Here is a 14,553-nt window from a genome sequence, read left to right as displayed (position 1 = left end):
TTTGTTTTCTTACTTCGAGACCTAATCTACCACAACTTTAATATGGCGCTTCTTTCCTGCAGATAATTTTATAAATGGCTGACCTTTAAAGCTCTCGAAATTTATTATATAGTTAACGTCATTTATAATATTATCATTAACTTTGCACCCGTTGCCCTGTATTAAACGCTTTGCTGCGCCTTTTGAAGGTTCAAAACCGGTGTCACGCAGTAGGTTTACTAAGGATATGCCGCTTGCAACTTGTGCTTTTTTTATGATGTAATCAGGAAGTAGTGAGCTATCTTCATTCTCAAAAGCAGAGACTGCAGCAGATAGTGCAAGTTCCGCTTCTTTGTCACCATGACATATTTTTGTCACCTCTGTTGCTAAAACTTTTTTTGCTTCATTTATTTCCTGATCTTTTAAGGATTCTAACTTTTTGATCTCATCAATTGACACATCAGTGAGCAATCTCAAAAAACGTCCAACATCTTGATCATCAACGTTGCGAAAATATTGCCAGTAGTCGTAAGGCTTTAGCATATTATCATCAAGCCACACTGCTCCACTTTCAGTTTTGCCCATTTTTACCCCTTGAGCATTCAATAAAAGAGGGGCAGTAAGGCCAAACAGCTCAGGTAAATTCAACTTTTTTCCAAGCTCAATTCCGTTTACTATATTTCCCCACTGGTCTGACCCTCCAATCTGCAGACGACAGCCATGCTTTTTATTCAACTCAACAAAATCATAAGCCTGCAATAGCATGTAATTAAATTCCAGAAAGCTTAAGGTTTGCTCTCTATCCAGCCTGGTTTTCACACTATCAAAACTTAGCATACGATTTACAGAAAAATAAGCTCCTATATCACGCAAAAAATCTATGTATTTTATGTTATCCAACCAATCTGCGTTATTTACTATCATTGCACCAGTCTTGCTGTCATTAAAAGACACCATTTTCTCTAATATTCTCCTTATGCTGGATGTATTTTGATTGATGTTCTCTACGGGCAAGATGCTTCTTGCTTTATCTTTGAAGGATGGGTCACCAATTTTTGTTGTGCCACCTCCAAGTAAGACTATCGGCTTATAACCAAATTTCTGCAGGTGACGGAGCATCATAATCTGAATTAGGTGACCAGCATGAAGACTTGGTGCTGTGCAATCAAACCCAATGTATGCGACTATATGATTATTTTCGGATAATAGCTGATCTAACTCTTCAATATTTGTACATTGGTATAGGTACCCTCTTTCTTGGATAAAATTTAAAAACTCGGACTTGTGTTTCATTTTATAAACCCCAGTCTATCCTGTCATTAATGCCGAAGGTAACCCTAATAGGGAAAGATGTCATCCAAGTAGCCAACACTGGGATCCAGAAAACTTAATTATAAACAAGCACACTATACAACGTTTTCGATGAAATTGCATGAAAAACTGGATTCCAGTGTCAGCTACTTTCATGACACCACTACCTGTGCAGGAGTTGCCTTCAAAATTACAACGTTTGTGCAGTTGTGCACCAGCTATCCAGGCAATCAGTTCCATAACTCTTCTATTTTATAATACTCCCTTACTTCTGACCTGAATATGTGAACCATTATGCCTTGAAAATTCAAAATCACCCAATTGCCTTCATCCATACCTTCTACATCTATTTTATCATGTCGCTCGAGACTTTTTATTACGTGTTCAGCTAACGCTTTCACATGGCGACTTGAATCACCAGATGCAATAATCATATATTTTGCAATAATGGTTCTATTCTGCACATCGAGAGTAACTATATCGTGACCTTTATTTTGATCTATTATACTTACAATCATGCTTTTTATTGATTCTGTATCACTGGATACATTAGTCATCATCTTAAATTATTTAATTTACTTATAATTATACACTCAAAATCTCTAAATATGAACTATTTTCAACGCGACTGTTCGTTAAAAAGGTATTACCTGCATCTATTTTATCATCATGTTTTTAGCATGTACAATGATATACTTTTATATATAATTGAAAATAGCTTTCTACTAGTATTCATTATGGACAAGACTCTCATCTACTTAATCGGCTTTCCAGGCAGTGGTAAGTTTACTACTGCAAAGGAACTGTGTAAAATCATTGATGCAGTAATAGTAAGCAATAATCTATTCAATAATATTATATTTGATATTGTTAAATTGCAGGATGCTGAAGTTCCAGATGAACTATGGGAAAAAATTTTTGCAGTTAGGGAAAATATATTAGCAATACTAGAAAAACACTACATAAAATCAAAACATTATATATTTACAAATGAATTGATAGAGGGTGACCCCTATGATCAGAGAATATACAACTCTGTGGTAAATTTAAGTAAAAAAATGGATATGGAAATTCTTCCTGTAGTGTTACATTGTAATGACGAAGAACTAGCAAGGCGTATTCACTCAAAGGAGAGATGCCGGAAAAATAAAATTATTGATTCGGATTTTGTTATGAAAAGAATTGAAGGGAAAAGGCTATTTATACCGGAAGGTACACTTGAAATTGATAACTCAAACTTAAGTGCAAAGGAAGTTGCAAAGAAAATTGTTGAAGAGATGAAGGAAGAAAAAAATGGAAAATTAATTAAAACTTCTGTAACAAATCATTTAAAAACAGAGCGTACTCGTGGTTGAGCAGAAAGATAAGTATCGTCCTTGTGTTGGCATAATGCTATTTAACAGACAAGGACATGCCTTTATTGGAAAACGCTTTGATAGCGACTCTTACTGGCAGATGCCACAAGGAGGTGTTGATGATGGTGAGGAACTGGAACAAGCAGCGTTACGTGAGTTGCTAGAGGAAGTTGGTACTAATAAAGTAAAGGTTATAACTAAAAGCAAGGATTGGATATACTACAACTTGCCTGAAGAAGTTATACCAAAGTGCTGGAATGGGAAATATTCTGGTCAAAAGCAAAGGTGGTTCTTAATGAAATTTTATGGAGAGGATAAGGATATTGATATTAATTATACTGATCATCCAGAGTTCAAAGAGTGGCGTTGGCAAAGTATAGATGATTTAGTAGCCAATGCTATATCATTTAAAAAAGAAGTTTATAAGACAGTGATAGAAGAGTTTTCTTCTATAATAAAAACCTCTATTATTGAGTAAAATTTACAATAAGCTCATGATAGTAGATTCTCATTGCCACTTGATTTATTTTTCCGATGATGAAATACCAAAAGTAATTTCAAGGGCAGAGCAAAATGGTGTAAAAATTTTGCATAACATATGCGTAAGCATTGATGATATCCCTAAATTATTAAAAATTTCTTCATCCTACGATCAAGTCTACTTCTCTGTTGGTATACATCCACTTGATGCTGCTATAGAAAACGGTGAGTGTATACATGCTGATGAATTAGTTGAATTTACTAAGAATCAAAAGGTAATTAGTATCGGTGAAACCGGGTTAGATTTTTATAAATCTGACAACAAAGACAATCAGAAAAAAAGTTTTGCATCACACATAGAAGCAGCAAGAATAACAGGGTTACCTTTAGTTATTCACACTAGGAGTGCTGATAGTGAGATGATCGATATGTTAAAGTCAGAAATGAAAACCTGTGCTTTTAGTGGAGTAATGCACTGCTTTGCTTCCTCTAAAGAGCTTGCTTATCAATCTATAGATTTAGGGTTATATATTTCATTTTCTGGAATCATTACTTTTAAAAATGCGAGCTTACTCAGAGGAATTGCACAAGGTGTACCACGCGAACGTGTTTTGGTTGAAACTGATGCACCGTATCTATCACCTGAGCCTTACAGAGGAAAAAAGAACGAACCAGCAATGGTAAAATATGTTGTGGATTGTTTGGCAGAGTTATGGAATGAGTCACCCGACAAAGTAGCAGAAATAACCACAAGCAACTTTTTTAGGCTGTTTACGAAACTTGAGCTACAAGGAAGTTCTATAAAACCATTGATTTGCTTATGAGCCTAAATAGTTCTTTCACTGCATTCACAGATTTATCGAACATTTCTCGTTCACTATTATCCATCTTAACTTCTAGGACCTTTTCAACTCCATTTTTTCCAATAATTACAGGAACACCAATAAACAAATCTTTTACACCATATTCACCATTAAGGTAAGCAGCACATGGTAATATACGCCTTTTATCTTTTAAATATGACTCTAACATGCATATAGCTGAAGATGCAGGAGCGTAGTATGCAGATCCAGACTTAAGCAGATCAACTATTTCTTTACCGCCATTGCGAGTGCGTTCAACTATTTCATCAACTTTTTTCTGCGTAATGAGACCCATATCGATAACTTGGGTAAGTGGAATGCCAGCGATAGAAGTGCAATTAATGAGTGGTACCATAGTGTCACCATGTCCTCCAAGCACAAAAGCAGATATATCTTCAACTGAAATATTTAATTCACTTGCAAGAAAATAACGGAAACGGGAAGAATCAAGCACTCCTGCCATTCCAACAACCATATTAGCTGGAAGGTTTGAAAATTTATGCACCACTGAAACCATGGCATCCAAAGGGTTGGTAACCACTATTACAAACGCATTTGGAGAATACTTCTTAATATTTTCACCAACCTCCTTCATTACTTTAGCATTGGTTTGCAGGAGGTCATCCCTGCTCATTCCAGGTTTTCTAGCAATGCCTGCTGTTATGATGATTGCATCAGAATTTTCTATATCTTTGTATTGATTAGTTCCAGTTAAACCAGAATTAAATCCATCAATAGGGGATGATTCTGCTATGTCGAGTGCTTTACCTTGCGGTATTCCATCACTAATATCAAGTAAAACAACATTGCCGAGTTCCCTTAGTGCAATCATATGGGCAAGAGTTCCACCGATATTTCCTGCACCGATTAAAGATATTTTTTTTCTTTGTACTGTCATTTTCTACTCCTTTGTATTTACTTTTATGGTTTTACCTTCCCAAGGCGATAGGCTATCAAGCATACGAAAATCTTGCGATAAATCTATAGGATTATATACAACCTTTTTTGCCTCTATATCGTATCTTACTTCCTCATAACCAGTGAGAGGGAAATCTTTTAACATTGGATGACCTTTGAATCCATAGTCTGTTAGAATCCTACGCAAATCAGGGTGATCAGAGAATTCTATTCCATACATATCAAACACTTCACGCTCAAACCACGAAGCTGTGCTAAATACCTTTGCTATGCTTGGAGGCATATCGCCCTCACATAATTGAAGTTTTATGTGTACTCTAATATTATGCACAATGCTGAGTAAATTGTACACTAACTCAAAGCGCTTTTCTCGATCTGGATAGTCAACCCCAAAAATATCAACTAATAGTTCAAACCTACACTTTTCATCATCACGTAGAAAGGATAGGTGCTTTTCAATTTCATCTAAAGTTGAATATATTACAATAATGCCATCATCTTTTTGAATGCACTCACACTTGGTCTTTTTTTGTATATGCCTTGCAGTTTTATCCATGCTTTATATTCTGAGTTCGTTTTATTTTGTTTTGTAGGCATAGCATTCCATATAGCAACGCCTCAGCGGTTGGTGGGCATCCAGGGACATACACGTCAACTGGCACAATTCTATCACAGCCTCGGACTACTGAATAAGAATAATGGTAATAACCACCACCATTTGCACAACTTCCCATAGAAATAACATACTTCGGGTCTGCCATTTGATCATAAACCTTGCGCAATGCTGCTGCCATTTTATTAGTTAGTGTGCCAGCAACAATCATCACATCTGATTGACGTGGGCTTGCACGAAACATTATGCCATATCTATCAAGATCATAACGGCTGGATGCAGTATGCATCATCTCAACTGCGCAACATGCAAGACCAAATGTCATTGGCCACAATGAACCAGACCTTGCCCAATTCATTACATAATCTATTAAATCACCAAATTTAGTAACAAGAAACCCTTCTTTTTTATAACGACCCCAGTCATCATTAGATAGAATTTGATTTGTCATAAACTACTCCCACTCTAATGCACCTTTACACCATTCATAGATAAAACCTATAGTGAGTATTGCAAGAAATACCATCATAGACCAAAATCCACCATAGCTTATCTTAGATAAAGAAACAGCCCAAGGAAAAAGAAAAGCGATTTCTAAGTCAAATATTATAAATAATATTGAAACTAGGTAAAATTTAATGTCAAAATTTTTTCTTGCACTGGATAGTGGATTGAAGCCACACTCATATGTGGAAAGTTTTTCACCATCTGGCTTACTCACTGCAAGAAACATAGGCAATATACCTAAAGCAAAAGATACTACAATTGATACGCAGATAAAGATTACTATGGTTAGATATTCGCTCATTTAACAAAACATATAACACTATGAGTTTACATGCTTTCCTAACTTTTTACCACCTAAAATATGCACGTGAAAGTGTGGTACAACCTGCTCTCCATTTTCACCGTAGTTAGTGACTAATCTATATCCTGTTTTTTCTAAATTATATTTATGTGCTATTTCTCTGACAATTTTGAAAAAACTTACTATCTCCTCTTCAGAAGCTTTTAGAATAAAATCATCGTATGAAATATATTGATTTTTTGGTATAACTAAAATGTGAACTGGTGCGTCAGGGTACTTATCACGAAAAGCTAGTACATTTTCATTTTCATGTACCTTCTCACAAGGTAACTCACCTCTTAATATTTGAGCAAAGATGTTATTGCTATCATAAACTTCATTGCTCATATTTTAAGAGCGACCTTTCCCTCTTCCTTTATTTCTTTCTACATCAGGCGTAGATAGTGGTTTTATTACTTCACAAGAGGCATCTTCAAAATTCAAAAAAGTACTTCCCAATCCTTCTGCTTGCTTTTTGATATCTCGTTCTGATAACTGCATATTTTTTATAGGAGAAATAGCTTCTTTACTTTTACCAAAAGGAAACTCGTTAGGATTAGTAATGTTAAAAGATTTTACTAATTCATCTGTACTTGTAACAGTTTCTGAAGACTGCCCTGGTGACTTTCCAGTTTGTGCTGGCCCTGGAGTTTTTGATGGTTTGTTCTGGTTATCATATTCTCGATACAATTTTTCTGCAATACCATTCAGCAATTTTAAGTCTGTATGAATTTTAAATTCTCCACCAGTAATTCCTGCAAGCTTCTTAAGGTCTTCGTCAACTTTATTAGCAATTCCTTTAAGAACAAGCTCTTCTATTTCTTTCTTGCTCTTGCCTTTATTATCAGGATTAGTTTTAATAGTGTTAGCTATTTCCTCAACGTTAATTTCAATTACAATTTTGTTTTCTTCTCTAAAAATAGTTACATTTGGCAGGTTTTTCTTTATTTGACCTAATTGTTCATCGTTCAAATAAGGTATATCTCCCGTCAGAGTCCTTGACGCTAAAAAAGCTACCTTTCCTTTCCCTTTCTTTTGCTCTGTTATTTCTACACCAAGATTCTCACTAGCTTGTGTGGTTTCTATAGGTGGGTCATACTCTTCAAGTGGGCTGCCAATAATATAACGCCCGCCATTTTTTATGTCGTGCCACATTTCGCCCCGAGACTTAAACCAGTTTTTTGGCTGTATAGGATATATTATACCCCCAAATAGAGCTCCTATACCTCTACCCAGAAAATTTCCTACTCCCGAAGCTGCATTACCAACTTTAGATTCTTCATTTTGGTCGTTTTTTGGCATACACACCTCCAAGTTACTTTCTAAAACTAAATACATTTTAATTATAGACGAAAAAATTTAAACTTCTATATCCATTATAAGATAGAATTATAGGGATTGCAACCATTATTTATACATTGTCTAAAACATGTGGTATTTGCTACTTTATTCAATTTACTTTAAAGAGTACTCTCTAAATTATGTTTAAATGGAATACAAATAATATCATTGATGCAACTGGCGGAAGAGGCGTAAATGGTTGTAATTGGACACATAGCTCAAATATTTCAACGGACACAAGAAGCATAAAAAAGGTGATTTATTTATTGCACTCAAGGGAAAGAATTTTGATGGCCATAATTTTTTGCATGAAGCGTTTTTAAAAGGGGCTGCCGCTGCAATAGTAAGTGAGGGTAAATATAAAAATTTCCCTCTCATTATTGTACAAGATACCCTGAAAGCTTTGCACGATATGGCATCATACTATATTAGAAATATTCTTGTTGATGCTAAAATTATTGCAATTACAGGCAGTGTCGGGAAAACCACTACAAAGGATATGCTGCACACTGTTTTATCGCAATATGGAGTGTCCCATGCAAACAAAGGTAACTTAAATAATAATATAGGATTGCCTTTGACAATTCTAAAAGCTCCAAAAAACTGCCAGTACTTAATCCTTGAAATGGGAATGAATAAAGCTGGTGAAATAAAAGAATTATCAAAGATTAGTAATCCAAATATTGCAGTTATTACCAACATCGAACCTGCACATACTGAAAATTTTTCATCACTATTTGACGTTGCACAAGCGAAGTTAGAAATTCTATATGGTATGAAAAGTAATGGTACTTTGGTCTTGAACAGAGATAATAAATATTATGATTATCTCTCATCACGCGCCAATAGAAATGTAATAAGCCTCGGTAAAGATAAAAATGCTGAAGTTTGTTTACTAAACTTAATAAGAAACGATGAATCTTCTGTCATTTCAGCACTATCTTCTGTCATCCCAGTGCCCAGACACTGGGATCCAGGAAGTTCAATTGCAAATGAGCATATCAGACGGTTGTATAATAAAGACTGGATTCCAGCGTCACGCGCTGGAATGACATCAAACCGAGTTGCTAATAGATTAAGTTTAAAAATCAGGCTGAGTGATAATCAAATTATAAACTGTAATTTACGTGTACAAGGTGAGCATTTTGCTTATTCGCTACTTGTTGTTGCAGCAGTTGTGCAGAGCCTCGGACTTGATTTATCAAAATTACCACTTGCACTTAAGAATTTTAGTGTAACGAAAGGTAGAGGCAATATTCATAAGGTCAAATACAATAAAAAATATATACATTTAATTGATGACTCCTATAACGCCAGCCCTGCTTCGATGAAAACTGCAATAAAAACTTTGAGTACATATTCTAATCAGAGAAAAGTAGCTTTGCTTGGTGATATGTTGGAACTTGGTGATAAAAGCATAGAATTTCATACAGATTTGGTTAAGATTGTCACAGAAAATAATATAGATAAAATTTATACAGTTGGTAAATTTATGTTAGAATTGCATGAGCTTTTGCCAGATAATATAAGAGGCGCGCATTTTAATGATTCTAATCAATTGAAAAGTGATTTAGCTAACATTATTCAGAATAATGACGCAATTCTAGTTAAAGGCTCACGAAGAATGAAAATGGATCTTATTGTACGGGAATTCATAATAGAATATTAAGCAAAATCATTGTATTAATTTACAGTAACAAATTATTAGGAACTTTAATCGTGACAAAACGTGTAATTATTTTTGGTGGAACGGGGTTTATAGGGAAACACATCGTAAGACGCTTGGCAGCAGAAGGATATTTAATAAAGATATTCACTCGTAATCAGGAAAAAGCTGCTTGTTTAAAATTGTGTGGCAATTTGGGACAAATATCAATATTTAAAGGCGATTTTTTTGATGAAAAATCAGTTCTAGAGGGTATGGAAGAATGTGATGTAGCCATAAACTTAGTGGGAATATTATATGAAGCAAAAAAGCACGATTTTTACGCTGTTCACGTTAAAATAGCTGAAAGGATAGCAAAAGCTGCAAAAATGAAAAATGTACCTATGATGATACATTTTTCCGCTATGGGAATAGAAAATAGCAAGTTGTCAAAATATGCCAAAAGTAAATTGGAAGGTGAAAAAGCTGTAACTTCAGCATTTCAAGAAGCAATAATAATTAGGCCAAGCCTTGTATTTGGTAAAGAAGATAACTTCTTTAATAAATTTGCAAGATTAGCAACTGTTCTTCCTTTTTTGCCGCTAATTGGCAATGGAACGACTAAATTTCAGCCAATATGTGTAACAGACTTAGCTGAAGTGGTATATCGTATTATCAGTTTTAATAAGCAAGACAAGAAAATTTATAACATGGGTGGACCAAAGGTTTACTCTTTCAAAAGCTTATTGAAGTTTATTCTGAATGTTACTAACAGAAAGTGTTTGTTGATCAATGTATCTTTTCCAATGGCAAAGTTAATAGCTTTCTTTTTAGAAAATAAAATTATTTCTATGCTGCTAAAACCAATAACTGGAGATACGAACCCTGTGCTTACTCAAGATCAGGTGAAAGTTATGATGAATAGCTCAATCGAAAAGTCAGCTGACCTTGAAACAATGAAGGTTCGACCATTAGCAATTGAAAATGTGGTGCCAGAATACTTGAAGATTTATAGAAAGTATTGATAGAAGAGTGTGCCCGGTAGGATTCGAACCTACGACCCACAGCTTAGAAGGCTGTTGCTCTATCCAGCTGAGCTACGGGCACACAATATATATAAAATGCTTCTTAGTACAAGTGAAGTCAAGTATTTCGTGTGAATATGATGTTTGTGGTAATATCTTACAACACCTTGTCATTGCAGTTGTGTGTCATGCGCTGCCGAAATTGGATGCGAGAAGTCCATTTATTTTAGAAAATATTATATAGAAAGTTGCTTGACAAACTCCGCCAGCCCCCTTATTATGACAATAAGGGTATTTATGACTCAAAACTTGTTTTTGACCTGCAGGCTCAATGACAAAATTCAGTAAAAAACTCAGGGTATTTTTTGGCGGATTACATAAAATTATAGCGGCTGCATGTCTTTTTTATTTTTTCTACATTCAGCCAAATCGCGCTTATTTTAAGCGTTAGCACATTATTACAGCGCCACTTACAGTAATATAGAGTCAAAACTCGCACCACGGGGCTTCTTTTGCCTTTTTTTTATTTGGTAAATTTCTTAATGTTTCTAGCTAAAGCAATTTAAGAGACCGAAAATGGTGTCATTCCAGCGCGTGACGCTGGAATCTAGTCTTTATTATGCAGCCACTTGTTTAAAGTTAAGTTTTCTGGATCCAAGTAGTCAAGCTACTCGGATGACACCTTGACGATTTGAAGAATCGTCGTCCCGCTGCTTGTTAGCGGCTAAGAGATACCGTGAATGAATTACGGTATGACGGTTCGTGGTGGTATGACGGTTCGCGGTGGTATAGTAATTCGTCATCCCGCAGCGGGATCTATGTCAAGAGATACCGTGACGGTATGACGGTTAATTCACGGCGGTATGACGGTTCGCGATGGTATGACGTAGGACTGCTGTCATTCCAGTCTGGAATCTAGTTCTTATTGTACATTTACTTGGTGTAGAGTTAAGTTTCCTGGATCCCAGTGTTGGCTACTTGGATGACATCATAGGGGCGCTGGAATGACACCCTGACAATCGTCATCCCGCTACTTGTTAGCGGGATCTAGAAATACCGCGGCGGTATGACGGTTCGCGGTGGTATGACGTAGGACTGCTGTCATTCCAGTGCTTGACACTGGAATCCAGCTTCTATGCAACCTCATCAAAAACATTCATTTAGTATAAGATCAGCTACTTTCCATGCTAGTTTGCTTATAAACAAGCAAACTTTTCTGGATCCCAGTGACCTTTGTTGTATTGCCAAAGAGATGGGTCGTTGAGCGCTCTTTTGCTTGGTTGGAAAAGTGTAGGCAGTTGTGGAAAAATTGCGAACGTAAACTCAATACCAGCTTGCAAATGATTGTCCTTTCCTTCATTTCTCTCCTATTACGAAGATTTTAAACAGGTTCTTAAGAAAGTTTTAAATTTTTGCAGACCATACCTAACAATAAACAACTTTAGGTTTAAATTTATGAAATCAGTTGTTATATACATCAGCAAATACGAATTTAACTGGTGTTATGGACTTAAATAAATTTACCGAAAAAGCAAAAAGTCTAATTCAAAGTGCTCAGATGAAAGCGTTGGGAGCTGGGCATCAGATTTTTATGCCTGAGCATTTACTCAAAGTGATGCTTGAGGATGAATTAGGTTTAGTTCAGGATTTGATAAACGCTTGTGGTGGAAATGTGCAAAGTATTTCTGATGCTGTGGATAGCGCAATAAAAAAGTTGCCAGTAATTGAAGGTCCAGGAAGTGGGGGCCTTCAACTTTCAAGAGAAATAGCAAAAGTTTTTGAAGATTCAATTGGTATTGCAAAGAGAAATAAAGATTCATTTGTTGCTGTTGAGCGTTTACTGCAGGGCCTCACTGCACAAAAAGATGATACTGTAGGCAAAATTCTGGCAGAGAATGGTGTTACACCGCAAAAATTAAATTCAGTTGTTACAGACATGAGGAAAGGTAGCAGTGCAGACTCGCCAAACAGTGAGGAAAAATTGAACGCGGCTAAGAGATATACAAAGGATATTACAGAGCTTGCTATGCAAGGCAAGCTTGATCCTGTAATTGGTCGTGATGAAGAGATCAGAAGAACTATGCAGGTATCACTGAGGCGGACAAAAAATAATCCAGTGCTGATCGGTGAACCTGGTGTTGGAAAAACTGCAATAGTTGAGGGGCTTGCAAATAGAATCGTTGCAAATGACGTGCCACTTGGTTTGCGTGATGCAAAAGTTTTAGCCCTCGATCTTGGCGCATTAATTGCTGGAACAAAATTTAGAGGAGAATTTGAAGAAAGGTTAAAAGCAGTTATTAATGAGCTTTCGAAAGCGGAGGGAAAAGTTATCTTGTTTATAGATGAGCTTCATACTTTAGTTGGAGCAGGAGCAATAAGTGGTGCAATGGATGCTTCAAATTTGCTAAAGCCTGCTCTTGCGCGTGGAGAAATTCGCTGTATAGGAGCCACAACTTTAGATGAATATCGTCAGCATATAGAAAAAGATCCTGCACTTGCAAGGCGTTTTCAGCCTGTGTTTATCTCTCAACCAACTGAAACTGATACCATTTCAATACTCAGGGGTTTGAAGGAAAGATATGAAGTGCATCATGGTATAAGAATTACAGACGGTGCAATAATTGCTGCTGCAACGTTGTCCAATAGATATATAACAGATAGGTTTTTACCTGATAAAGCAATTGATTTGATTGATGAAGCAGCAAGTAGGGTGAGAATTGAAATGGATAGCAAGCCTGAAGTTATTGATGAACTTGAGAGAAAGGTTATACAGCTAAAGATTGAAGCAGAAGCTCTAAAAAAAGAAAGTGATGAAAATTCTAAACAGCGTTTAAAAAAGATAAATGAAGAGATCGAAAATCTAAACAGTAAATTTGCTGACTTGAACAGCAAATGGCAGATGGAAAAGAATAAAATAGCTAGAATACAAGAAACAGTTGAAAAATTAGATAACGCCAGAAAAGAGCTGGAATTGGCTCAGCGGAGTGGAAATTTAGGAAAAGCAGGAGAGCTGATGTATGGTGTGATCCCTCAGCTTGAGAATGAATTAAAAAATCAGGAAAAGGTTACTGATAGTTTCTTAAAGAAAGAAGTGACTGGAGATGATATTGCAAACATTGTTTCAAAGTGGACAGGAATTCCAGTTGATAACATGATGCACAGCGAAAAGGAAAAACTTCTTAACATGGAGAATGAAATAGGAAGAAGAGTAATAGGGCAAAAAGGCGCGATAGAAGCAATAAGTAATGCAGTTAGGCGCTCTCGCTCTGGTGTGCAAGATACTAATCGACCTTTCGGTTCATTTTTATTCTTAGGCCCAACCGGGGTTGGAAAAACAGAACTGGCAAAAGCCCTTGCTGAATTTCTGTTTGACGATCAATCAGCGCTTTTGCGTTTTGATATGTCAGAATATATGGAAAAACATTCTGTTTCAAAGCTAATTGGCGCGCCTCCAGGGTATGTTGGCTATGAGCAAGGTGGCAGATTAACCGAAGCAGTAAGAAGAAGGCCATATCAGGTTATTCTGTTTGATGAAATAGAGAAGGCAAATCCAGATATATTTAATCTATTGCTGCAAATCTTGGATGAGGGTAGACTCACTGATAGTCATGGCAAATTAGTTGATTTTCGCAACACCATACTGATCTTAACTTCTAACCTTGGTGCAGAGATAATGCTTAAGGGAGTTACAGAAAATGAGACTCTACCTCCTGTCATCCAAGTAGCTGACACTGGGATCCAGATGCAGATTCCAGCTTCACGCGCTGGAATGACATCGGAAGGAGGAGTTGCTAACTCTGTAAAAAGCGAAGTGATGCAAATAGTTAAATCAGCATTTCGTCCAGAATTTTTAAACAGGCTGGATGAAATTATTATATTCCACAGTTTAACCAGAGATGACATCTATAAAATTATAGATGTTCAATTTTCTTATTTACAAAAAACACTTGCTAAGCGTAAACTGAGTATAAGTTTGTCGCAGGAAGCTAAAGAACTAATAGCACAAACTGGCTATGACCCTGAATATGGAGCAAGGCCCCTAAAAAGGGTTATACAAGAGTGTATTCAAAATAATTTAGCTAAATTAGTTTTATCAGGGGAAGTAGTAGAAAATGATGAGCTAATAGTGTACGCTCTTGATAATGAAATCTTAGTTAAAAAGGTTTAAGTTCACTG

At 36.1% G+C, this 14,553-nt stretch carries 15 protein-coding genes, 1 tRNA gene and 2 pseudogenes; 8 read left to right on the top strand and 10 right to left on the bottom strand.

The genetic code is table 11. From position 1 onward, the window contains the following. Positions 1–21: 21 nt before the first annotated feature. The 3 genes from tyrS to rsfS are packed head-to-tail and all read right to left on the bottom strand — an operon-like array spanning position 22 to position 1,847. Entirely contained in the window at positions 22–1,272 is a 1,251-nt protein-coding gene (gene tyrS / locus NMD99_RS06330; RefSeq protein ID WP_253307173.1) for a tyrosine--tRNA ligase, read from the bottom strand. A gap of 60 nt (positions 1,273–1,332) precedes the next feature. Continuing rightward, the gene (locus NMD99_RS06325) at positions 1,333–1,530 is read right to left on the bottom strand and encodes a hypothetical protein (RefSeq protein WP_265017553.1); all 198 of its coding nucleotides are present in this window, start codon (positions 1,528–1,530) and stop codon (positions 1,333–1,335) included. Continuing rightward, positions 1,521–1,847: a ribosome silencing factor gene (rsfS, locus tag NMD99_RS06320; RefSeq protein ID WP_253309997.1), complete on the bottom strand. Its 327-nt coding sequence runs from the start codon at positions 1,845–1,847 to the stop codon at positions 1,521–1,523. The genes NMD99_RS06325 and rsfS overlap by 10 nt, the downstream gene beginning before the upstream one ends. A gap of 180 nt (positions 1,848–2,027) precedes the next feature. Between rsfS and NMD99_RS06315 the strand changes: the two genes are divergently transcribed. The 3 genes from NMD99_RS06315 to NMD99_RS06305 are packed head-to-tail and all read left to right on the top strand — an operon-like array spanning position 2,028 to position 3,949. Continuing rightward, a complete protein-coding gene (locus tag NMD99_RS06315; RefSeq protein WP_253307174.1) occupies positions 2,028–2,645 on the top strand; it encodes an AAA family ATPase in 618 nt (205 codons plus the stop codon). After that, positions 2,638–3,123: an RNA pyrophosphohydrolase gene (locus tag NMD99_RS06310; RefSeq protein ID WP_253307175.1), complete on the top strand. Its 486-nt coding sequence runs from the start codon at positions 2,638–2,640 to the stop codon at positions 3,121–3,123. Before NMD99_RS06315 ends, NMD99_RS06310 begins: the two co-directional genes overlap by 8 nt. 16 nt (positions 3,124–3,139) lie before the next feature. Then, positions 3,140–3,949, top strand: coding sequence for a TatD family hydrolase (locus NMD99_RS06305; RefSeq protein WP_253307176.1), 810 nt, complete (start codon positions 3,140–3,142; stop codon positions 3,947–3,949). On the opposite strand, the gene mdh is transcribed toward NMD99_RS06305, so the two are convergent. From mdh to NMD99_RS06275, 6 genes are read right to left on the bottom strand one after another with little or no spacing between them, the layout of a single operon-like run. Beyond that, positions 3,924–4,886, bottom strand: a complete 963-nt coding sequence (gene mdh, locus NMD99_RS06300; RefSeq protein ID WP_253307177.1) for a malate dehydrogenase — start codon at positions 4,884–4,886, stop codon at positions 3,924–3,926. The two genes, NMD99_RS06305 and mdh, sit on opposite strands and share 26 nt — an antisense overlap. Before the next feature lie 3 nt (positions 4,887–4,889). After that, complete coding sequence (locus NMD99_RS06295; protein WP_253307178.1) at positions 4,890–5,462, bottom strand: NADH-quinone oxidoreductase subunit C; 573 nt, start codon at positions 5,460–5,462, stop codon at positions 4,890–4,892. Further along, entirely contained in the window at positions 5,455–5,970 is a 516-nt protein-coding gene (locus NMD99_RS06290) for a NuoB/complex I 20 kDa subunit family protein (protein ID WP_164224545.1), read from the bottom strand. Before NMD99_RS06290 ends, NMD99_RS06295 begins: the two co-directional genes overlap by 8 nt. Positions 5,971–5,973: 3 nt before the next feature. Then, positions 5,974–6,327, bottom strand: a complete 354-nt coding sequence (locus NMD99_RS06285) for an NADH-quinone oxidoreductase subunit A (protein WP_006279576.1) — start codon at positions 6,325–6,327, stop codon at positions 5,974–5,976. Between the two features lie 18 nt (positions 6,328–6,345). Then, entirely contained in the window at positions 6,346–6,714 is a 369-nt protein-coding gene (locus NMD99_RS06280; protein WP_164224547.1) for an HIT domain-containing protein, read from the bottom strand. A 3-nt stretch (positions 6,715–6,717) separates the two neighbouring features. After that, the gene (locus NMD99_RS06275) at positions 6,718–7,668 is read right to left on the bottom strand and encodes a hypothetical protein (RefSeq protein ID WP_264688007.1); all 951 of its coding nucleotides are present in this window, start codon (positions 7,666–7,668) and stop codon (positions 6,718–6,720) included. A 179-nt stretch (positions 7,669–7,847) separates the two neighbouring features. Between NMD99_RS06275 and NMD99_RS06270 the strand changes: the two are divergent. Together NMD99_RS06270 and NMD99_RS06265 are read left to right on the top strand one after the other, a co-directional pair. Then, positions 7,848–9,376 (top strand): annotated as a pseudogene (locus tag NMD99_RS06270) (Mur ligase family protein). Between the two features lie 50 nt (positions 9,377–9,426). Beyond that, positions 9,427–10,377, top strand: coding sequence for a complex I NDUFA9 subunit family protein (locus NMD99_RS06265; protein WP_253307182.1), 951 nt, complete (start codon positions 9,427–9,429; stop codon positions 10,375–10,377). Between the two features lie 8 nt (positions 10,378–10,385). Here NMD99_RS06265 and NMD99_RS06260 read toward each other — a convergent pair. Beyond that, positions 10,386–10,459, bottom strand: a tRNA-Arg gene (locus tag NMD99_RS06260). A gap of 654 nt (positions 10,460–11,113) precedes the next feature. Between NMD99_RS06260 and NMD99_RS06255 the strand changes: the two genes are divergently transcribed. From NMD99_RS06255 to clpB, 3 genes and pseudogenes are all read left to right on the top strand, one after another. Continuing rightward, positions 11,114–11,296 (top strand): hypothetical protein, encoded by a 183-nt coding sequence (locus tag NMD99_RS06255; protein WP_309165917.1) that lies wholly within the window; start codon positions 11,114–11,116, stop codon positions 11,294–11,296. A gap of 310 nt (positions 11,297–11,606) precedes the next feature. Beyond that, positions 11,607–11,762 (top strand): annotated as a pseudogene (locus tag NMD99_RS06250) (transposase); the annotation flags it as partial. Positions 11,763–11,881: 119 nt separating this feature from the next. Beyond that, a complete protein-coding gene (gene clpB, locus NMD99_RS06245; protein WP_253309998.1) occupies positions 11,882–14,545 on the top strand; it encodes an ATP-dependent chaperone ClpB in 2,664 nt (887 codons plus the stop codon). Positions 14,546–14,553: the final 8 nt, after the last annotated feature.

The sequence above is a fragment of the Wolbachia endosymbiont of Listronotus oregonensis genome (assembly GCF_031205055.1).
In the GTDB taxonomy this organism is placed as follows: domain Bacteria; phylum Pseudomonadota; class Alphaproteobacteria; order Rickettsiales; family Anaplasmataceae; genus Wolbachia.
This window is presented reverse-complemented; position numbering and strand designations above follow the sequence as displayed.

Coding starts and splice junctions, on each gene's coding strand:
- tyrS (WP_253307173.1), bottom strand. CDS start 1,272: ATGAAACACAAGTCCGAGTTTTTAAATTTTATCCAAGAAAGAGGGTAC.
- NMD99_RS06325 (WP_265017553.1), bottom strand. CDS start 1,530: ATGGAACTGATTGCCTGGATAGCTGGTGCACAACTGCACAAACGTTGT.
- rsfS (WP_253309997.1), bottom strand. CDS start 1,847: ATGACTAATGTATCCAGTGATACAGAATCAATAAAAAGCATGATTGTA.
- NMD99_RS06315 (WP_253307174.1), top strand. CDS start 2,028: ATGGACAAGACTCTCATCTACTTAATCGGCTTTCCAGGCAGTGGTAAG.
- NMD99_RS06305 (WP_253307176.1), top strand. CDS start 3,140: ATGATAGTAGATTCTCATTGCCACTTGATTTATTTTTCCGATGATGAA.
- mdh (WP_253307177.1), bottom strand. CDS start 4,886: ATGACAGTACAAAGAAAAAAAATATCTTTAATCGGTGCAGGAAATATC.
- NMD99_RS06295 (WP_253307178.1), bottom strand. CDS start 5,462: ATGGATAAAACTGCAAGGCATATACAAAAAAAGACCAAGTGTGAGTGC.
- NMD99_RS06290 (WP_164224545.1), bottom strand. CDS start 5,970: ATGACAAATCAAATTCTATCTAATGATGACTGGGGTCGTTATAAAAAA.
- NMD99_RS06285 (WP_006279576.1), bottom strand. CDS start 6,327: ATGAGCGAATATCTAACCATAGTAATCTTTATCTGCGTATCAATTGTA.
- NMD99_RS06280 (WP_164224547.1), bottom strand. CDS start 6,714: ATGAGCAATGAAGTTTATGATAGCAATAACATCTTTGCTCAAATATTA.
- NMD99_RS06275 (WP_264688007.1), bottom strand. CDS start 7,668: ATGCCAAAAAACGACCAAAATGAAGAATCTAAAGTTGGTAATGCAGCT.
- clpB (WP_253309998.1), top strand. CDS start 11,882: ATGGACTTAAATAAATTTACCGAAAAAGCAAAAAGTCTAATTCAAAGT.